Genomic DNA, 19,526 nt, shown 5'->3' on the forward strand with positions numbered 1-19,526 from the left:
GTTTGGCGTTACATTCAGTTCTAAGACCCCGCTTTTGCGGGGTTTTTTGCAGTCCACGGGGTTGCCCGCGCTACAAAAAGAGTCAGCGTTACTTGCCGAAGCTTCTAGTGCCCCGTTAGGCGGATTTAGGAGCGAATAAATGAGTGCGAATTCTCAGTCTGCAGTCACTCCCCGCGGGCATGCCATCACTGAATACACAATCGATGCGCTACAGCGCAGCGTTTTGTTTTGCGGAGTGTTGCGCCAACGCAGTCAAGAGTATTACCGGCACAAAGCGATAACGATACCGCACGTGCTGGGGTTTGATCTTGAAATAATTCTGGATGCGCGAAACTTTCAGCGCCCCGCTAATTTCTGGCTTGCCCGCATCGAGCCTTCCGCCGGTGTAACGATTGACCCGCTCAAACGGCCGTTTGTCGTGTTCGATCCCCGCGCAGGCCAAGGGCCTGGAATCGGCGGTTTTAAGGCCGACAGCGAGCTGGGCGTGGCCATAAAGGTCGGGCATACCTGCTATTTCGTGGGCTTCACACCAGACCCGCTGCCACACCAGACTATCGACGACGTTATGCACGCCCACGGGCATTTTCTGGAGGCGGTTATTGCCCGTCACGCCGAAGCAGAGGGTAAACCCTGCATTATCGGGAACTGCCAGGCGGGCTGGGCGGTGATGATGCTGGCGGCAGTTGGCTGACAGCACTAACCAGTGACATGGGTGGTGGAAAATTCGATGGCGGCCATCTGGTCAGTGGTTTTGATAACCTTGACCCTGCCAATACCCTTTGGAGCAAGTACCATCACCTCTGGGCTAATATTGACACCGAGGCGCCAAGATTCCTCGAGTTCGAAAAATGGTGGGGTGGCCATGTGGATTTATCCGCCGAGGAAATGCAGTGGATTGTCGACGAGCTGTTTATTGGCAATCGGATGGCAACGGCAGAACTGGTCAGCGGTGATGGCACCAGGATTGATCTGCGTAATATCCGTTCGCCGATTCTGTGCTTCTGTTCCGAGGGCGACAACATCACTCCGCCATCCCAGGCGCTGGGCTGGATTTGTGATTTATACAGTTCGGACGAAGACATTTTCGCAGCCGGCCAGACCATCGTCTACGCGATTCACGAAAGCGTTGGTCATCTTGGAATCTTTGTTTCCGGCAGCGTTGCCCGCAAGCAGCATCAGGAGTTTTCATCAAATATCGATCTTATCGATATTCTGCCCCCGGGGCTCTATGAAGCGGTTATGACGGCCAAAGGCCGACGATACGATGAACCCGCAATGGGTTGAGGGTGATTGGCTGGTGCGCTTCGAACCGCGTTCGTTGGCAGACGTGGCAGCGGTTGTTCAGCCAAACCTGGACGACGAGCGACGCTTCGCAACGGTCAAACGGGTGTCAGATATTAACCTGGGGTTTTACCGCATACTGCTGCAGCCCTTGGTGCGTGCCCAGGCCAGATTAGTCGCTGCTGTGAGCGCCCAGTCCAATGCAGATGTGATGGAGTGGCTGCGTAGGTTAACTCCAGCCGAGTTGCCTTATCACGTGTTCTCTGAGCTTAACCCGCTGATGACAACGCTTGCGGACCTGGCCGAGCGGGTAAGGAAGGCGCGAAAGCCCGTGTCTGATGATAACTGGTTTGTTAAGCAGCAGGAAAACTATTCCGGTTCCGTGGTAGCGGCACTTGACGGCTTCCGTGACTTTCGTGATGGCGCCATCGAACGCTGTTTTATGACGTTCTACGGTTCCCCTGTTGTTCAGGCGATGGCGGGTCTGAAAACCACGGGTGCATTGGTTAAGGTGGAGTGCACGAAGCCGTGGTTCGCAGCCTTGTGTGTATCTCAATGGGTGGAGGTGGGGTTGATGAGCGGGCCTTTAACGCCCTGTGTGAGATGCGTGCCGAACATAGCACGCTCTCGCTTGGCTCGTTTAAGAAAACCGTGCGCGAGCAGTTTTTTGCCCTGCGACTTGACCAGCAGGCCGCGCTCGATGCCATCCCCACAATGCTGTTTGCTGAAATTCAGTCCAAAGACCAGGTGCTGAGTGTGATTCACCGGGTGGCATCCGCCGCTGGCAAGCTGACTGCCGAGCAGGACAGGCGACTTGCGGTGGTTGAGGGGCTGTTTGCAGACTGAGCAAGACAGGGACAGATTTCGAATCTGTCCCCAAGACTCGTCATTGGAGCTTTCTTAGTCCGGTGAATCCGCCGAGTTCAGCTCCAGTTCATTGATTTTACGGGTTAGAGTGTTGCGGCCCCAGCCCAGTAACAAGGAGGCGTCACGGCGGCGGCCCGCGGTGTGGTGCAGGGCTGCATTGATCATGATTTTTTCAAATTCTGGCAGCGCGCCGGTCAGCAGATCACTGCGGCCGCGCTTGAACTCCTGTTCCGCCCAGAGGCTGAGGGCCTCCTGCCAGGTTTTGCCGGTGGCGCTGCTGGCCGCTTGTTGGCGCAGCTCTGGCGGCAGGTCGTCGACGTGAACTTCACGGCCGCTGGCCATCACCGTTAACCAGCGACAGGTGTTTTCCAGCTGGCGCACATTGCCGGGCCAGGGCAGGGTAGACAAGTAAGCCTCGGCGTCTGGGCGTAGCAGCTTGGCGTCTACATTCAGCTCTTTTGCCGCACGTTTGAGAAAATAGCTTAGCAGTTGCGGTATGTCTTCGCGGCGCTCGGTCAGCCGAGGCAAGTGTATGCGTATCACGTTCAAGCGGTGGAACAGGTCTTCGCGAAAGCTGCCGGCCTGCACCAGGGTTTCCAGGTTTTGATGAGTGGCGGCAATAATGCGCACATCCACCTTGACCGCTGTGGTGCCACCCACCCGGTAGAATTCACCGTCGGCCAATACTCGCAGCAGGCGGGTCTGGCTGTCTGCGGGCATGTCACCAATTTCGTCCAGAAACAGGGTGCCGCCGTCGGCTTGCTCGAAGCGTCCCTGGCGCGTAGCTGCAGCGCCAGTGAACGCGCCTTTCTCGTGGCCGAACAGCTCTGACTCCACCAAGTCTTTTGGAATCGCGGCCATATTCAACGCAATAAACGGCTGCCCGGTGCGCGGGCTGTGATTGTGCAGGGCTTGTGCCACCAGCTCTTTGCCGGTGCCGCTTTCGCCGTTAATCAGCACGGTAATATTAGAGTGCGACAGCCGGCCTATGGCGCGAAACACCTCTTGCATGGCCGGCGCTTCGCCAATAATTTCGGCGCTGTCTGCGGCCTTGTCATGAACGCTGTCGGTTTTTGCGCGACGTTCGCGGCTGTGGCCGGCGGCGCGCCGAACCAGAGCCACGGCGTCGTCCAGGTCAAACGGTTTTGGCAGGTAATCAAACGCGCCGGTCTGGTAGCTGCTTACGGCGCTTTCCAGGTCAGAATGGGCGGTCATGATAATCACCGGAAGGCCGGGATGGCTCTCGGTAATGCGCGCCAACAGGCTCAAGCCGTCTATGCCCGGCATGCGAATGTCGCTGATGATGACGTCGGGCTGCTCGTGCTCGAGCTGGCGCATGATGTTGTCACCGTTGTCGAAGCTGCGGGTGCGCAGCCCGGCCTGGGTCAGCGCTCGGTCCAGTACCCAGCGGATGCTGCGATCGTCATCAATAATCCAGGCCACTGTAGACGTACTCATGTGCACTCCTCGACGGGCAGATAAATAACAAAGTTGGTGTGTCCGGGTTCGCTGTTACATTCCACCAGTCCATGGTGGCGGCCAATAATGCTCTGGGTAATAGCCAGCCCCAGGCCATTACCGCTGGCGCGCCCGCTGATCATCGGATAAAAAATATTCTGTTGCAGCTGTGGGCTGATGCCCGGGCCGTTGTCTATGACGTCTATCCGGCAGACTAAACGGTGACGGACCGGGCCTATGGTGAACTGGCGCAGGGTACGGGTGCGGAAGGTTATGGTGGCCGGCTCGCTGGTGTTGCTCGAAGAGTTGTCACGGTTGTGATGGCTATTACGGCTGTCAAAGTTGCCGGGGCCGTCAGGGCTTTCCAGGCAAGCTTCCATCGCGTTGCGGGCAATGTTCAAAAATGCCTGAATCAGCTGTTCGCGGTCAGCACAGAACTCCGGCAGGCTGGGGTCGAAATCCCGTTTGAATGTCAGTTTGCCGTGGCTTTCGGCTTCTACTAGCGCGCGCACCCGCTCCAGAACCTCGTGGATGTTGGTGCGAATGAGCCTGGGCGCTTTGTTGGGTCCCAGCATGCGGTCAACCAGGCTACGTAGCCTATCGGCTTCGTCGATGATCACCTGGGTGTATTCGCGCAGTTCGGCGCTCTGCAACTCGCGGTCTAGCAATTGCGCGGCGCCGCGTATACCGCCCAGAGGATTTTTGATTTCGTGCGCCATACCGCGCACCAGCACCCGATTGGTTTCCTGCTGCGACAGGATGTCTTCTTCACGATTAATGCGCAGTAACTGGTCGCGGCGCCAGATTTCCAGCAGCAAATCACCTTCCGGGTTAATCGGCGTTACCGTGTAATCCACGATCATGCGCGCACCGTTCATCAACATGTACTCAGCTTCATGCTGGCTGAAAGACCGCCCGTGGTCGGCTGCTGCTTTCAGCCGGCGTTCGGTATCGCCGGCAACCAGCACAATACCGCTGAAAGCCATGCCATGGCTGCGAGTTGCGCTTACTGCCAGCAAATTTTCGGCAGCTGGGTTCATATAGTGAATTAGCAGATTACGGTCCATCACCAACAGAGCGGTGCTCAGACTGTCAACAATGTGTGGGTAACCGGTCACCGAGTTTGAAGCGTTAGCCATAACAAGCGGGTTCGCTGTATTTGAGTGGGTCTGGTTTTGGCAGACGGCCTTGGTCTAAGATAAGCAAGAACCGGGCCAGGCCAAGAGCCATCAGCGCTAATCACATCCGGGCGAACGCTCAGTTTAGGCGGGAAGGGCGGTGGATGGTGAAGGTAATACCAGTGCCCGAACCAACCTGAACACCACGGCGGTTCACGATGTTGACTCCGGCTTGATGGGTGCCACGGTCAATCGTCTGCACCAAAATAGTGCCTGAGGTGCTTTGGCCAACGGGCTGGCCGTCCAGAGTTACTTCGTACTTGTGCCCATCGCGCAGTTGCGGGCTGCTGACTACGCTGAATTCTACGTCGCCATTGCCGCTGTGGAACGCCTCGTTATTGCGCGGATAAACAATCCTCACCAGCTCATAAAGGGAGCTTGGCGGCTGTTCCTGCTGCTGCGGCTGATCAAACTGTTCTAAATCCTGCATTTTCGGCAGCGTAATGGTGGTTACCGGTCTTACCTGTATGGCTTCGGCACCAGAGGAGGGCTCATCAGAAAAAGTCACATTGCCTTGGGCGTCTACCTGGCGATACACCTCGGCCTGTGCCGCTCCGTTGATCAGTAACAGGGTTGCAGCAGCAATCACAATAACCGGTTTCATACGCTTTCCTCGGAACTGTATATATGCTCGATTATCAGCGCCCGAGCGTTTTATTTCAACGCCGCTGGATGGTCATGCAGGCATAAAAAAACCACAGACACAAAAAAACCAGAGAAGCTGATGGGCAGCCGCTCCGGTCTTTTGTGCCATCGCCCGGGCGTTGAGTTACCCCGAGTGCTGGCGATGTATCACCTGTGTGGTGTCACCTGTTTAGCAAGAATAGTAGAGTTCGAACTCAACCGGGTGAGTGGTCATGTTCATGCGCTCTACGTCAGCGCGCTTAAGGTCAATATAAGCGCGAATCATGTCTTCGGTAAACACGCCGCCACGGGTCAAAAACTCGTGATCGGCTTCCAGGCACTGCAGCGCTTCTTGCAGGGTCTCGGCCACTTTCGGGATGTCCAGTGCTTCTTCTTTTGGCAAATCGTAAAGATCTTTGTCCATGGCATCGCCAGGATGAATCTTGTTCTGGATACCGTCCAGGCCAGCCATCATCAGTGCTGAAAATGCCAGGTAAGGGTTCGCTGCCGGGTCTGGGAAGCGAACTTCAACGCGGCGTGCCTTCGGGCTGTTAACGTAGGGAATACGGATAGAAGCTGAGCGGTTGCGGGCAGAATAGGCCAGCATAACCGGGGCTTCATAGTGCGGTACCAAACGCTTGTAGCTGTTGGTGGCGGGGTTGGTGAAAGCATTTATCGCTTTGGCGTGCTTGATAATACCGCCAATATAGAACAATGCCATTTCGCTCAGACCCGCATAGCTGTCGCCGGCAAACAGGTTTTTGCCATCTTTGCTCATCGACATGTGTACGTGCATGCCCGAGCCGTTATCACCTACCACAGGCTTAGGCATAAACGTCGCGGTTTTTCCGTAGGCGTGGGCTACGTTGTGCACGCAATATTTCAGAATTTGAACTTCATCGGCTTTGCGGGTCAAGGTAGCAGCGCCAACGCCAATTTCGCACTGGCCAGCAGTGCCAACTTCATGGTGATGCACTTCAATTTCCAGGCCCATAGAGGCCATGGCGCCGCACATGGCACCACGCAGGTCGTGCAGGCTGTCGACCGGAGGCACCGGGAAGTAGCCACCTTTCACGCGCGGGCGATGGCCAGTGTTATTGCCATCAAAATCTTTGCCGGACGACCAGGCAGCCTCTTCAGAATGAATCTCGTACATCGAGCCCTGCATGTCGGTTTTCCACTTCACCGAATCAAACACAAAGAACTCGGGCTCGGGGCCAAACAAAGCGCTGTCGGCGATGCCTGTAGACTTCAGGTATTCTTCGGTGCGGCGCGCTACTGAGCGAGGGTCGCGCTCGTAGCCTTGCATCGTGGTGGGTTCCACAATGTCGCAGCTGATGTTAATGGTAGATTCTTCGGTAAAGGGATCAGCTACTGCGCTGGTGTCATCCGGCATCAGAATCATGTCCGATTCATTAATGGTTTTCCAGCCAGAAATCGAAGAACCATCGAACATTTTGCCGTCGATGAAAAAGTCTTCAGAGGCTTCGGTGGCCGGTATGGTTACGTGATGTTCTTTGCCATGGGGATCGGTAAAACGTAAGTCAATCCATTTCGCATCGTGCTGGGTGATCAAATCAATGGTTTTGGACATCTGCATGCTCCGTTGGGGGGTTGTGGAAGCCCATCTGTTCCAGGATTTGCGCAGCTTAGCAAATGCCTGTGTGGGTTACCTTCCTTTTAACCGGTTTTAGTCGCCTTGTCACGAGTGTAGTTTCGGCCTTTACACAATGCTAAGCAAACAGCTTGCCAGTTTCAATGTGGCCAAGCCTGTGGGTCTGAACTCTACAAAATTGCGGGTTAGCGCGCGGGGTGTAAGCGCTGACTAAGGTCTACAAATGGCCACCTTTGCACCAGATTTGTGCAGCTTTCGGTTTTTCGCCTGATAATGGTGCGCAAATTGTTTAAGAAATAAACATTCACGCGCATATTATCGAAACCGACTTTTCGCTATAATGCGCGACCCTCATTGCTCTGGCGATTACTTTGTGCCGGAGCCTGGCCACGCCCAGTGCCAGCGAATGGGTTCATTTTATAGATTTGAGACGGTCCAGCCTTCTTAAAGCCCTCTCAGGTCATTGTAAGCACGCCGCAGGACTAAAGTTGTGATTGAGAACCTTCGTAATATCGCCATTATTGCCCACGTTGACCATGGTAAAACCACGCTGGTCGACAAACTGCTGCGCCTCTCTGGCACCCTTGACCGTAAAGAGCTCGAAAGCGAGCGCGTCATGGATTCCAATGATCAGGAAAAAGAACGTGGCATCACCATTTTGGCCAAAAACACCGCGCTGAAATGGAACGGCTACGACATCAACATCGTAGACACGCCGGGGCACGCCGATTTTGGCGGTGAAGTGGAGCGCGTAATGAGCATGGTGGATTGTGTGCTGCTGGTGGTTGATTCCATCGACGGCCCGATGCCACAAACTCGCTTTGTAACCCAGAAAGCCTTTGCTGCAGGTTTGCGTCCGATTGTCATCGTTAACAAAATTGACCGCCCGGGCGCCCGCCCAGACTGGGTTGTAGAGCAGGTATTTGACCTGTTTGACAGCCTGGGTGCTACCGACGAACAGCTGGACTTCCCAATTGTTTACGCCAGTGCGCTTAACGGCATTTCCGGTTTGGAGCATGAAAATCTGGTCGACAACATGGATCCGGTATTCCAGGCCATCGTTGACCACGTGCCGGCACCTAATGTTGATCGGGAAGGCCCCTTCCAGATGCAGATCTCGCAGCTGGACTACAGCAGCTTTCTGGGCGTTATCGGTATTGGTCGTATTGCCCGCGGCAAGATAAAAACCAACACACAGGTGATTGCCGTCGGCGCCGACGGCAAAAAACGCCAGGGCCGTATTTTGAAAATTATGGGCCACTCCGGCCTGCATCGGGTTGAAGTGGACGAAGCCCAGGCCGGCGATATTATTTGTATCAGCGGTTTGGACCAGATTCACATCTCCGACACTCTGTGCGACCTCAATAATGTAGAGGCTTTGCCGCCGCTGACGGTTGACGAGCCCACCGTATCCATGACGTTCCAGGTCAACGATTCGCCCTTCTGCGGTAGAGAAGGCAAGTTCGTGACCAGCCGTAACATCAAAGACCGCCTTGAAAAAGAGCTGCTGCACAACGTAGCCCTGCGGGTTGAAGACGGCGACACCATGGACAAGTTCAAGGTGTCTGGCCGTGGCGAGCTGCACCTGTCGGTGTTGATTGAAAACATGCGTCGTGAAAACTTCGAGCTGGCCGTAGGTCGCCCGGAAGTGGTCATCAAGGTTGTGGATGGCGTAAAGCAAGAGCCCTATGAAAATGTCATCGTTGACATTGAAGAGCAACACCAGGGCCCTTTGATGGAGCAGTTTGGATTGCGCAGGGGCGAGCTCACCAACATGGTTCCCGATGGTAAAGGCCGCATGCGCCTGGAATACACCATTCCGGCCCGTGGTTTGATTGGCTTCCGGAACTCGTTCCTGACGATGACATCCGGCACCGGTATCCTGACCTCAACCTTCAGCCATTACGGCCCGATCAAGGCCGGTGATGTCACCAGTCGCCAGAACGGCGTGTTGGTTTCCATGGCCACAGGCACAGCGCTGACGTACTCGCTGGAAACCCTGCAAAGCCGCGGCAAGCTGTTCCTTGACCCAGGTCAGGCTGTTTACGAAGGCCAGTTGTGTGGTATTCACAGCCGCGACAACGATCTGGTGATCAACCCGACCAAGGGTAAGAAGCTGGATAACATGCGCGCGTCTGGCAAAGACGAAGTGATTCCTTTGGTCCCGCCCATCAAGCACACCCTGGAGCAGGCGCTGGAGTTTATTGACGACGACGAGCTGGTGGAAGTAACGCCCAAGTCGATCCGTTTGCGCAAGAAGCACCTGACTGAAAACGATCGTAAGCGCGCCGGCAAGAAGTAACGCTGGCAGCGTAGTAAAAAACCGGTCGCTGGAAACAGCGGCCGGTTTTTTTGTGCGCCGTTCATCAATCGCGCCCCCGCTTCGCGGTAACTTCGCTACACTACCGCAATCATTCCTATAACTGCGGAGCTGCCATGCGCACCTTGTTTCCCGATATAAAGCCTTACGCCACACACCGGCTGGTGGTTGAAGAGCCCCATCAACTTTACGTTGAAGAAAGTGGTAATCCTGAGGGTATACCGGTGTTGTTTATACACGGCGGCCCCGGTGCAGGTTGCGAGGATTACCACCGGCGTTTTTTTGATGCCGAACGGTTTCGCATTATTCTGATGGACCAGCGCGGCGCAGGGCGCTCAACGCCGCTGGCGGAGCTTGCAAACAACAGTACCGACCGTTTGATAGCGGATATAGAAACCCTGCGTGAGTTTTTGGGTATTGACCAGTGGCTGCTGTTCGGTGGCAGCTGGGGCTCCACCTTAAGTCTGGTGTACGCGCAGGCCCATCCGCAGCGGGTAACGGGCATGGTGTTGCGGGGCATTTTTCTGTGCCGCCCTGAGGATATTCACTGGTTTTACCAGAACGGCGCCAGCCGGGTATTCCCTGACTACTGGGAAGATTACCTGGCGCAGATTCCAGAACACGAGCGTGGCGATATGGTGCCGGCCTACTACAAACGCCTGACCAGTCGCAATGAGCTGGAGCAGATTCAGGCGGCAAAGGCCTGGTCTATTTGGGAAGGGCGCTGCGCCACCTTGCACCCCAATCCAGACGTGGTCGAACACTTTGGTCACCCCCGCGTGGCGATCGCCTTGGCGCGCATCGAATGTCACTACTTTATGAATCAGTCGTTTCTTGAACCCGATCAAATCGTGCGCGATGCCCACAAACTGGCCAACATCCCTGCGGTCATTGTTCACGGCCGTTACGACATGGTGTGCCCACTGGACAACGCGCTGGCTCTTAGCCGCGCCTGGCCACAAGCGGATTTGCAGATTATTCGCGATGCCGGCCATAGCGCGTCAGAACCCGCCATTGTCGACGCCCTGATGCGTGCAGTGGAAAATGTAGCCGCAAAAGTCGAGCGGGCGAGCTAACAAAAAATCCGACGAGAAAGATGACAACGTCAGGTGCCGGTCCCCGTAGGGTTGCCATCCTGAGCCAGCATGGATAAACTCTTGCCGGTTCGTAATAAACTGTCGACTCCCACCTACGGGGATTTCGAATGAAAGCACTGCTCCAGCGTGTGACAGAAGCCAAGGTCACCGTCAACGGCAATACCATCGCGAGTATTGGCCGCGGTGTTTTATTGTTGCTGGGAATCGAGCAGTCTGACACGCCCCAGCAAGCAAAAGACTTGTGCCAACGAACCATCAATTACCGCATTTTCCCTGATCAGCAAGGCCGCATGAATCTGAGTCTGAAAAGTCTCGGCGGCGGTCTGCTGGTTGTTCCCCAATTTACGTTGGCCGCCGACACCAGCACTGGCGCGCGCGCCAGCTTCTCCAGGGCAGCTGCACCGGACACCGCCCATGAGCTTTACTGCCAGTTTGTGGTAGAAGCTTTCAGTGCTCTGGGCAAAGACAAAGTGGAACAGGGTAAATTTGGCGCGGATATGCAGGTGGGGCTTATAAACGATGGCCCTGTCACATTTTTACTGCAGTCGAAGGCTGCATGAATGGCCGAAAAATTGTAAAGATGGATTTTCTGATTATTAAATATACAAAGAAATCGCTAAAAAAGCCGATAAATACACATTAAGAATTTGCAAAAGTTCTGTTGGTGTATTAAAAAGGTCAGGTAATGCGATGCATGAAATATGCTTGCTAACCCATTGAGAGTCAAACCAGACAATAAGAAATGAGTAGAGAGTTACAACGTCAGTCAGAGTGTGTCACGAAAGTGACATAGAGTTTATGGATGATTTAGCTCACTCAAACTGATAAGCGGTACCTAAATCGGGATTCATCTCGACGTTAAAACCTGAATAAAACCCTAAAAGGAAGACGTAAAAATGAAAAAAACACTGATTGCATCAGCTATCGCTGCCATTTCCTTCTCAGGCACTGCGCTGGCAATGGAAAGCGCTTCTGAGCTGGCTGCAAGGATGGATTCCATGCCGTCTGTATACGGCAACATTCAGTATGCTATTACCAACACAAGCATCGATAACGCCGGCTCCGAAATTGACCAATTCGACAACGGCACAACACTGGGTGTCAAACACGAACACTTGATCGCTCCTGGCCTGACCGGTTTTTTCAAGCTTGAGCTGGAAGGCATCAATGCTGATGATAAGGCCAACAGTAAAGGTATCGATAAGCTGGATGAAGCCTACATCGGTGTGAAAAGCGACAGCTTTGGTCAACTATGGGTAGGCACGGACGATTCCACCTACGAGCGCGCCATTGTAAAAATTGCTAACTTCCACGAAATCGGAACCGGCCTTGACGGCAGCTACTCAACTGGTGAAGGTGACCAGATTCAGTACTCGTCGCCATCTTTTGGCGGTCTGACACTGGGCGCTTCGCTACAAATTAATGGTGATAGCACAGTTGGCGGAAAATCCTATCCGTACCAGTTGGCTGCGATCTATACGGTAGACGCCTTAGAGCTGGCATTTGCTATGGACTCTAACGATGGGTCTACTGGGTATTCAGAGAGTGTTCTTGAAACTAATAAAAATAACGAAAATACCTACGGCTTACGCGCCACCTACAGCATGGGTGACCTGAGCGTTACTGGTGAGTATCAAACCCGTAAAGACGTATCCAATGAATTCGGAGTTATTGGTGTTTACGCACTGGGCGCTAACCAGTTCTCTTTGGCCTACCAGGTTGTTGAAGATGACACTGTTGGCACGAAAAACGGTGACCAAGAAGACGTAATTGCCCTGCAAGCGCTGCATAACCTTTCCGACAACATGTACGTTTACACGGAAGCTTTCTTCTACTCAAACGACGCAGATTATGACGGCGCAGTTGCTGGTTCCGACCAGAAGCAAGTTGCTGCTGTTGGCGCTGTTTACTACTTCTAATTCAGCTAAGTTAATTAGCTAATTTGGTAGTATTGAAAACCGGTGATCTTTGGATCATCGGTTTTTTTTTGCATTTGCGTGAAGTTTGATCAGCAAGCCGGTAACGTATACGGCAACGTTGGAGGTGGTATGCGCTTTATTTCCTGTTGCTCCATGGCCTTGATTTTGGTCGTTTTTTCGTCGATGTGTAACGCTCAAACCAATTCAGAGCCGGCGCTTCAGGCGTTCAATGCGCAATACGCAGAGTTGCTGGATCGTCACACGACCGTGGGTGAAAAGGTCTTTATGCAGGCGCGGATGGTCGATTATTCGGCGTTGTCCGGTGATCCGGCGTGGGCAGCGTTGGTTCAGGCCCTAGCCAAGTTCCCGGTTGCAGGCTTGCACTCGCAAGATCAAAAAAAGGCCTTTTACCTCAACGCCTACAATATTCTTTCAATGAACATGGTTCAGCAGCATTGGCCATTACAGACGTTGCGGTCGTTAGGTTCTATGTTGAATCCGGTCTGGGCCCACGATGCCGGTGTCGTGGGTGGCGAAACTGTCACACTGCGAGCTTTGGAAAACGATGTTTTGAGGGCGATGGGCGACCCCCGGGTGCATATGGCGATTAATTGCGCCTCTATGAGCTGCCCGGATCTGCGCCATGAACCTTATGTCTCCAGTCGTCTTGACAAGCAACTGGATGACCAAAGCGTTCAGTTTTTGAAACAAGAGAACAAAGGTATTATTTTTAATAAGAAAGATGACGTACTTCATCTGTCCAGTATTTTCGATTGGTTTGAAAGCGATTTTGAACCCTACGGCGGTGTCGAAGCGTTTGTTCGTCATTATCGGCCAGAGCTCGCTAAGGACCTGACACTTGTGCCCGACATTCCTTATGACTGGCGTGTCAACGGAACGCTGAACGGGCGCAACCTCAGCCGTTTGCGGGCTGACATGTAATCAGGGCCCAATGACAAGTACCTGCCTCAGTTTTGGCATGCATTCACCGAATGGGACAAGCGCATTGATGGCACAAGAGCTGGAAATTAAACTGACCCTGCATCCGCAACAGATTCCGCTGGCATTGGCTTGGCTGCTAGAACAGGCGAAAGCTAGCAAGGGCGCGTGCAAACGCCTGGTGAATACTTACTACGACACCCCCGACAATCAGTTGAATGGTCAGCGCATTGCTCTGCGGTTACGGCAGGCTGGCGGCCGAACCCTACAAACCCTGAAAACCCAAGGTGAATTTGTCAACGGTGCTCATAATCGCAATGAATGGGAATGGGAAGTTCCTGGTCCCCATCTGCAACTGGGCTTGCTGGCAAACACACCGCTTGCGGATAACGTGAATCTGGCGCGGCTGGCGCCGGTGTTTGAAACCAACTTTGAGCGCCAGGTGATTATGCTGGCGGACGATAACGCCGTTATTGAAGTGGCGGTGGATACCGGGGAGATAATCGCTAACGGGCGAAGTCGCGATCTCTGCGAAGTTGAATTCGAACTAAAATCCGGCAACCCTGACAACCTGTTGATCTGGGCGCAAAAGCTGGCGCAACACTGCCCGGTGTTTTTGAATCTGGTGAGTAAAGCCGAGCAGGGTTATTTTCTGGCGGACGCACCAATGGCTCATGCACGTGCTGTTGAGAATGCCGGCGAAAGTGCTGGTGAGAGTGCTGGTGAGAGTGCCGGTGAAGCGACAGCCTCTTTGAACACGCTGCTCCAGCGTTTGAGTCAGAGCTGGCTAAAGCAGCAATCTGTAAACATGAGAAGCCTGAACCTGAGCGCACTGGCGCACCTAGCCGCAGGCTGTGCCGCGAGCCAGGCCTGGTCAGAGCTTGTTGAACAACTGCAAGGCGGAACAAAGGTCAGCGATTTGTTACAGCAGCCTTGGTTAGGCCAAATGCAGTTGGCCATGCTGCGGCACATAGCAGGCCAGTAGGGCGCCAATAAAAAATGGAACGGGAAGTTGAGGGTCGCTCAGGAATCGGTGCTGTTACTTTCCTGGCTGTTATGCCACGTTTTCAGAAACGTCCGGTAGCGCTCAAGAGCTTCTTTCACCACCTCCAGGCCCGGGGTTTCGATGGAACGTACCAACACAATCAGGCCTTTGCCTTTGATCGGTTGTTTGACGGGTGGCTGGCAAATCACCTCGCCATCGTCGTCTATATAGGCCAGGGCGGTGCCTATGCCGTGGCGAATCAAAGCGCTGACGATGTCGGCCCAATTCAGGTCTTCTAACAGAAAATCGTAGCGGTGGGGGTGGTCATGTTCATAGTTGAACATGTCTTCCAGCACTTTCTCCGAGCCGGGTGCCACCACCGCGCGCACCATAATTTCCGGGTAGGTGCGCACTGGCCGAATTACCGCACGTATGCCCAGCGCTTTCAATCGCCCACGATTTCTATCGGCCACACACTCTGCGGTGGTTTGGTAGCCCAGGTTGAGTTCACTCAGGCGGTGGACAATGTCGAACGTTATGCTGTCGGAATTGTCGTCGGTTTCCTCGGTGGCCAATACCACAATGTGCCGAGCGCTGCCGGCATGAACCGCCTGCAATGCAGACGGGTCAGACCCGGTGCCGTGAAAGTGCACCAGGCCCATATCGGTCAACTCGGGTGGCAAACCGTCGGGAAACTGGCGGGTGAGCAGCATAATAGGAACGTTTTCATAGCCGGGGTTGGAACGTATTTGCGACGCAAAGCGCATAAAATACGGCTCGCCGCCGTGCTGCGGTGTGTTGATGATAACGATGTGCTCTTTCATTTTGTAAACCCAAAGTCCGCGGAGAATACGTTCCCGGCGATAAAACCGGTATTCGATGAAGTCGCTGATAATCAGCGTGAGCACCGTAATGGCACCTATAAACAGCACGATAATCGTGCTTAAGCGGCCAATCAGGGTTTGCGGCGCGTAATCGCCGTAGCCTACGGTCGACACGGTGGTCATGGTAATCCATATCGATTCGAACAGGGTCAGGTCTTCCACCGTCCAAATCACCATAACCTGGAAAATTAACAGCCCAATCAACATCGCAAAAAGTGTTTTCATGCGCTTGCGAATCAACCCGCCCATAGGCAAGTGCGATTGAGCGTAGGATTGAGCGTAAGATTGAGAGTGCTCGGCGTTCAGTGGGCGACGATTGCGTAGCATCCGGGCGCTGGTGTCCTGTGGGTCTGATTCGTTATACAGTACCTTTAATAGCGCACTAAACCAAAAATATTACAGAGAAACAGAGGTTTGCTTTATGTCTCAGCCCTGGAGCGCACTGCCGCAGGTTTTGGCTGCCGACGTTGCCGGGCGCTGGCCGGGTATTTTCGCGGGCGGCGTGCCTTCCTGGCTCACAGAGTCTGGCGCCGTTACTCACGAGCTACTGGCGGCTGCCATTGCCAACAGTCCTTTTTTGGGCCAAACCCTGGAACGGCAACCCGATGCGGTGCGTGAATTAATGGCTTCGCGCTGCCTCAGTAAGCCCACCACCGCCGGTTATCTGCAACAGCGCTGGCTGGAATATCTGGCACACGTTAGTGACGAGCCGGGCCTGCATCAGGCTTTGCGATGTTTCCGCCGGGAAACCCAGTTTCGCATCATCTGGCGCGATCTACTGCGCCACGCCGAACTGGCCGAAACCATGGCTGCCACCAGCGCTTTTGCCGATATCTGCATAGATGGCGCACTTGGCTGGCTTTATGACAGCGCCTGCCAACAGTTCGGTACACCCTGGGGCATTAGCCCGGTCAGCGGCGAAGAGGCACCGCAAAAAATGGTGGTGCTGGGCATGGGCAAACTGGGCGGGCGCGAACTGAACGTGTCTTCCGATATAGACCTGATATTTGCCTTTCCCAGCAAGGGTGAAACCCGCAACGGGCGACGGGCGTTAGACAACCAGCAGTTTTTTGTTCGCCTTGGCCAGCGATTGATTCAGGCGTTAGACCAGATAACCGCTGACGGTTTTGTATTCCGGGTAGACATGCGCTTGCGGCCCTATGGCCAGAGTGGCGCCCTGGCCCTGAGCTTTGCCGCGCTGGAAACCTATTATCAAGACCAGGGTCGCGACTGGGAACGCTACGCTATGGTCAAGGCCCGGGTAGTCGCCGGCGACCAAGAAGCCGGCGTGGTGCTGATGGAAAGCTTGCGGCCGTTCGTGTATCGCCGCTACGTGGATTTCGGCGCTTTTGAATCTTTGCGCAGTATGAAAGCCATGATTGGCCGCGAGGTGCGCCGCAAAGGACTGGAAAACAACATTAAGTTAGGCAGTGGTGGCATCCGCGAAATCGAGTTTGTGGTGCAGGCGTTCCAGCTAATTCGCGGTGGCCGGGACCGGGAACTGCAGCAGCGCGAATTACTGCGAGTGCTGAACGAATTTCTGGAGCTGGAACTGCTGCCGCCGCAGGTGATAAACGAGCTGCGGGCGGCCTACGTATTCCTGCGCAATCTGGAGCACGCGCTACAGGGCATGGAAGACCAGCAAACCCAGCTATTGCCGGATACCGACCTGGCCCGTGCCCGGGTGGCGCATATTATGGGTTATAACAGCTGGCCGCTGTGCCAGCAGCAGCTGGACGAGCACCGGGCGCAGGTGGCTACGCACTTCAGTGATATTATCACCAGTGACGACGACGACAGCCCGCAAAACAACCTTGATGAAGGCTGGCAAGAGCTGTGGTTTTGCGAGATGGACGAGCCGACCGCCTTGGCCTGGCTGGTTGAAAAGGGTTTTGAAACGCCAGAAGAAACCCTGGCCGCATTAACCAGCCTGCGCTCTAGCCGCACCATAAAATCACTGCAGACCCAGGGCCGAAAACGCCTGCAACAGTTTATGCCCATGCTGCTGGCCACCCTGACCGAAGTCGAAAATCCGTCCCATACTTTTGGCCGGGTGCAGCCTGTAATAGAAGCCATATTACGCCGTACCGCTTATATAGTGCTGTTATTGGAGAACCCCGGGGCCTGTTCCCAACTGGTGTCCCTGTGCAGTGAAAGCCCCTGGATAGCGCGCGAGCTGGCCGATACACCGCTGCTACTGGACGAACTTTTAAACGCTGGAAGCTTGTATTACCCACCGGCCAAAGCCGAACTGCAGGATGACTTGAACCAACAGATGCTGCGCATTTCTTATGACGATCTGGAAGACCAGATGGAGTCTTTGCGGCATTTCCGCAAAGCCCACACCTTGCGGGTGGCGGCTGCTGAAATGAAAGGTACCCTGGCGCTGATGAACGTCAGTGATTATCTGACCTGGATTGCCGAGGTGGTGCTGGAACACGTAGTGGATGTTGCTTTTGCCAATTTGGTCAGCCGCCACGGCTATCCGCGGCGAGCCGATGGTTCAGTATGCGACTCGGATTTTGCGGTGATTGGGTATGGCAAACTAGGCGGTATCGAGCTGGGTTACAGTTCCGATCTGGACTTGGTGTTTGTCTATAGCGCCGACCCCCAACAAAGCACCGATGGCGACAAGCCTATTGACAACGCGGTGTTTTACACCCGCCTGGGTCAGCGCATTGTGCATATTCTGAGTACCCAGACACCCTCTGGCCAGCTTTACGATGTCGACATGCGGTTGCGTCCGTCTGGCAGCTCAGGCCTGTTGGTAATCACCTTGCAGGCCTTTGAAAAATATCAGCACACTGACGCCTGGACCTGGGAACACCAGGCTCTGGCTCGCGCCCGCGGCATAGCCGGGTGCCCGCGCACTCTGGAAGGTTTTGAACAGATCCGCAAGAGTACCCTGTGCCAGCACCGCGACCGTCTGGCGCTGCGCAGCGAAGTAGTGGCAATGCGCGAAAAAATGCGCGCCAGCCTGGCCACCCCCGCCAGCCGCCGAGCCGAGACGTTCCACGCCAAACAGGACCCGGGTGGCATTGTGGATATCGAGTTTCTGGTGCAATACCTGATGCTGGCCTGGAGCGAGGAATACCCCACATTAACCCGCTGGCCAGACAACATTCGCCAAATGGAAGAATTAGGTGAGGCCGGCGTATTGCCCGCAAGCGACGTTAAAACACTGCGTGAGGCCTACATTGCGCTGCGCTCCGCCATTCATCGCCGCACGCTGCAAGATTTGAACAGCCATTTGTCTGGCGATGTTTTTATCGCCGAGCGGGATTTTATCCGTTCCATCTGGCAGCGAGTCATGATTGAATAACGGCCAAAACTTTCTTCAGTGATCCTGATAGAATACCGAACTCATAAAATTGTTTTTCTGGAGCAACCTAGTATGTCGATGGCTGATCGCGATGGTGTTATTTGGCTGGATGGAGAGATGGTGCCCTGGCGCGAAGCCAAGGTGCATGTACTAACCCACACCCTGCATTATGGTCTGGGCTGTTTTGAAGGCGTGCGAGCTTACAACACCGATGAAGGCGCCGCTATTTTCCGCATGAAAGATCACACCGATCGGCTATTCCGTTCAGCTCACATTCTGAATATGAAAATGCCTTTCAGCAAAGACGAAATCAACGCCGCCCAGTTGTCTTCGGTACGGGACAACAATCTGGACGAAGCCTACCTGCGTCCAATGGTATTTTATGGCTCCGAAGGCATGGGCCTGCGCGCCGACAACCTGAAAGTGCACGTAATGGTCGCGGCCTGGAATTGGCCATCGTACATGTCGCCAGAAGCCAAAGAGCTCGGCATCAAGGTGCGTACGTCTTCCTACACTCGCCACCATGTGAACATCACCATGTGTAAGGCCAAAGCTAACGGCAACTACATTAACTCCATGCTGGCACTGCAAGAAGCCGTTTCCAGCGGATGTGAAGAAGCCCTGCTGCTAGACAACGAAGGTTACGTGTCTGAAGGCTCCGGCGAAAACGTGTTTCTTCTGCGTAACGGCGTGCTGCACACCCCGGAACTGACGTCCTGCCTGGAAGGCATTACCCGCCAGACCATTCTGGATTTCGCCAAAGAACTGAACATTGAAGTGAAAGAACGCCGCATCACCCGCGACGAAGTCTACGTGGCCGACGAAGCCTTCTTCACCGGCACCGCCGCCGAAGTTCTGCCCATCCGCGAGCTAGACGGCCGCATCATTGGCGCCGGCAAGCGTGGCCCGCTGACCGAAAAGCTGCAGGCTATGTATTTTGATGCGGTGAAGGGTAAGTCGGCCAAGCATATGGACTGGTTGTCAGTCGTTAAGAGCTGAAAACCTAAAGAGCAAGCCGCTGTGCGTTGTGCACTGTG

At 54.5% G+C, this 19,526-nt stretch carries 14 protein-coding genes and 2 pseudogenes; 11 read left to right on the plus strand and 5 right to left on the minus strand.

Going from position 1 to position 19,526, the window contains the following annotated elements:
- Positions 1 to 139 precede the first annotated feature (139 nt).
- From MRBBS_RS20200 to MRBBS_RS19860, 3 genes and pseudogenes are all read left to right on the plus strand, one after another.
- Positions 140 to 1,284, plus strand: a pseudogene (locus MRBBS_RS20200) (DUF3141 domain-containing protein).
- Positions 1,265 to 1,717, plus strand: a pseudogene (locus tag MRBBS_RS20390) (DUF3141 domain-containing protein); the annotation flags it as partial. The pseudogenes MRBBS_RS20200 and MRBBS_RS20390, both read left to right, overlap by 20 nt.
- A 92-nt stretch (positions 1,718 to 1,809) precedes the next feature.
- Positions 1,810 to 2,127, plus strand: a complete 318-nt coding sequence (locus MRBBS_RS19860) for a hypothetical protein (protein ID WP_227497700.1) — start codon at positions 1,810 to 1,812, stop codon at positions 2,125 to 2,127.
- 54 nt (positions 2,128 to 2,181) lie between these two features.
- Here MRBBS_RS19860 and ntrC read toward each other — a convergent pair whose 3' ends face one another.
- From ntrC to glnA, 4 genes are all read right to left on the minus strand, one after another.
- A complete protein-coding gene (gene ntrC, locus MRBBS_RS03015; RefSeq protein WP_014869942.1) occupies positions 2,182 to 3,606 on the minus strand; it encodes a nitrogen regulation protein NR(I) in 1,425 nt (474 codons plus the stop codon).
- Positions 3,603 to 4,745: a nitrogen regulation protein NR(II) gene (gene glnL, locus MRBBS_RS03020; RefSeq protein ID WP_014869943.1), complete on the minus strand. Its 1,143-nt coding sequence runs from the start codon at positions 4,743 to 4,745 to the stop codon at positions 3,603 to 3,605. The genes ntrC and glnL overlap by 4 nt, the downstream gene beginning before the upstream one ends.
- Before the next feature lie 118 nt (positions 4,746 to 4,863).
- Entirely contained in the window at positions 4,864 to 5,388 is a 525-nt protein-coding gene (locus tag MRBBS_RS03025; protein WP_014869944.1) for a DUF4124 domain-containing protein, read from the minus strand.
- Positions 5,389 to 5,598: 210 nt separating this feature from the next.
- Positions 5,599 to 7,002, minus strand: a complete 1,404-nt coding sequence (glnA, locus tag MRBBS_RS03030) for a glutamate--ammonia ligase (protein ID WP_014869945.1) — start codon at positions 7,000 to 7,002, stop codon at positions 5,599 to 5,601.
- A gap of 511 nt (positions 7,003 to 7,513) precedes the next feature.
- Here glnA and typA point away from each other — a divergent pair.
- From typA to MRBBS_RS03060, 6 genes are all read left to right on the plus strand, one after another.
- Positions 7,514 to 9,325 (plus strand): translational GTPase TypA, encoded by a 1,812-nt coding sequence (gene typA / locus MRBBS_RS03035; RefSeq protein ID WP_014869946.1) that lies wholly within the window; start codon positions 7,514 to 7,516, stop codon positions 9,323 to 9,325.
- A gap of 134 nt (positions 9,326 to 9,459) precedes the next feature.
- On the plus strand, positions 9,460 to 10,419 hold the full coding sequence (gene pip / locus MRBBS_RS03040; RefSeq protein ID WP_014869947.1) for a prolyl aminopeptidase: 960 nt from the start codon (positions 9,460 to 9,462) through the stop codon (positions 10,417 to 10,419).
- A 128-nt stretch (positions 10,420 to 10,547) separates the two neighbouring features.
- Positions 10,548 to 11,000 (plus strand): D-aminoacyl-tRNA deacylase, encoded by a 453-nt coding sequence (dtd, locus tag MRBBS_RS03045; RefSeq protein WP_014869948.1) that lies wholly within the window; start codon positions 10,548 to 10,550, stop codon positions 10,998 to 11,000.
- A 336-nt stretch (positions 11,001 to 11,336) separates the two neighbouring features.
- Positions 11,337 to 12,359: a porin gene (locus tag MRBBS_RS03050; protein WP_014869949.1), complete on the plus strand. Its 1,023-nt coding sequence runs from the start codon at positions 11,337 to 11,339 to the stop codon at positions 12,357 to 12,359.
- Between the two features lie 129 nt (positions 12,360 to 12,488).
- Positions 12,489 to 13,301, plus strand: a complete 813-nt coding sequence (locus tag MRBBS_RS03055) for a DUF547 domain-containing protein (protein ID WP_227497567.1) — start codon at positions 12,489 to 12,491, stop codon at positions 13,299 to 13,301.
- 67 nt (positions 13,302 to 13,368) lie between these two features.
- Positions 13,369 to 14,283 carry a CYTH domain-containing protein gene (locus MRBBS_RS03060; protein ID WP_014869951.1) on the plus strand — a complete coding sequence of 305 codons (915 nt, stop codon included), beginning with the start codon at positions 13,369 to 13,371 and terminating at the stop codon, positions 14,281 to 14,283.
- Positions 14,284 to 14,321: 38 nt separating this feature from the next.
- Here the strand turns inward: MRBBS_RS03060 and MRBBS_RS03065 are convergent, their stop codons facing one another.
- Entirely contained in the window at positions 14,322 to 15,494 is a 1,173-nt protein-coding gene (locus MRBBS_RS03065) for a potassium channel family protein (protein WP_014869952.1), read from the minus strand.
- Between the two features lie 94 nt (positions 15,495 to 15,588).
- On the opposite strand from MRBBS_RS03065, the gene glnE reads away from it, so the two are divergent.
- Both glnE and MRBBS_RS03075 read left to right on the plus strand, forming a co-directional pair.
- On the plus strand, positions 15,589 to 18,489 hold the full coding sequence (gene glnE, locus MRBBS_RS03070; protein WP_014869953.1) for a bifunctional [glutamate--ammonia ligase]-adenylyl-L-tyrosine phosphorylase/[glutamate--ammonia-ligase] adenylyltransferase: 2,901 nt from the start codon (positions 15,589 to 15,591) through the stop codon (positions 18,487 to 18,489).
- 72 nt (positions 18,490 to 18,561) lie between these two features.
- Entirely contained in the window at positions 18,562 to 19,488 is a 927-nt protein-coding gene (locus MRBBS_RS03075; RefSeq protein ID WP_014869954.1) for a branched-chain amino acid transaminase, read from the plus strand.
- Positions 19,489 to 19,526: the final 38 nt, after the last annotated feature.

The sequence above is a fragment of the Marinobacter sp. BSs20148 genome, assembly GCF_000283275.1.
Classification (GTDB): domain Bacteria; phylum Pseudomonadota; class Gammaproteobacteria; order Pseudomonadales; family Oleiphilaceae; genus Marinobacter; species Marinobacter psychrophilus.

Bases quoted from the DNA above. Each gene is read 5' to 3' on its own strand.
- ntrC (WP_014869942.1), bottom strand. From the start codon at position 3,606: ATGAGTACGTCTACAGTGGCCTGGATTATTGATGACGATCGCAGCATC.
- glnL (WP_014869943.1), bottom strand. From the start codon at position 4,745: ATGGCTAACGCTTCAAACTCGGTGACCGGTTACCCACACATTGTTGAC.
- MRBBS_RS03025 (WP_014869944.1), bottom strand. From the start codon at position 5,388: ATGAAACCGGTTATTGTGATTGCTGCTGCAACCCTGTTACTGATCAAC.
- glnA (WP_014869945.1), bottom strand. From the start codon at position 7,002: ATGTCCAAAACCATTGATTTGATCACCCAGCACGATGCGAAATGGATT.
- pip (WP_014869947.1), top strand. From the start codon at position 9,460: ATGCGCACCTTGTTTCCCGATATAAAGCCTTACGCCACACACCGGCTG.
- dtd (WP_014869948.1), top strand. From the start codon at position 10,548: ATGAAAGCACTGCTCCAGCGTGTGACAGAAGCCAAGGTCACCGTCAAC.
- MRBBS_RS03050 (WP_014869949.1), top strand. From the start codon at position 11,337: ATGAAAAAAACACTGATTGCATCAGCTATCGCTGCCATTTCCTTCTCA.
- MRBBS_RS03055 (WP_227497567.1), top strand. From the start codon at position 12,489: ATGCGCTTTATTTCCTGTTGCTCCATGGCCTTGATTTTGGTCGTTTTT.
- MRBBS_RS03060 (WP_014869951.1), top strand. From the start codon at position 13,369: ATGGCACAAGAGCTGGAAATTAAACTGACCCTGCATCCGCAACAGATT.
- MRBBS_RS03065 (WP_014869952.1), bottom strand. From the start codon at position 15,494: ATGCTACGCAATCGTCGCCCACTGAACGCCGAGCACTCTCAATCTTAC.
- glnE (WP_014869953.1), top strand. From the start codon at position 15,589: ATGTCTCAGCCCTGGAGCGCACTGCCGCAGGTTTTGGCTGCCGACGTT.
- MRBBS_RS03075 (WP_014869954.1), top strand. From the start codon at position 18,562: ATGTCGATGGCTGATCGCGATGGTGTTATTTGGCTGGATGGAGAGATG.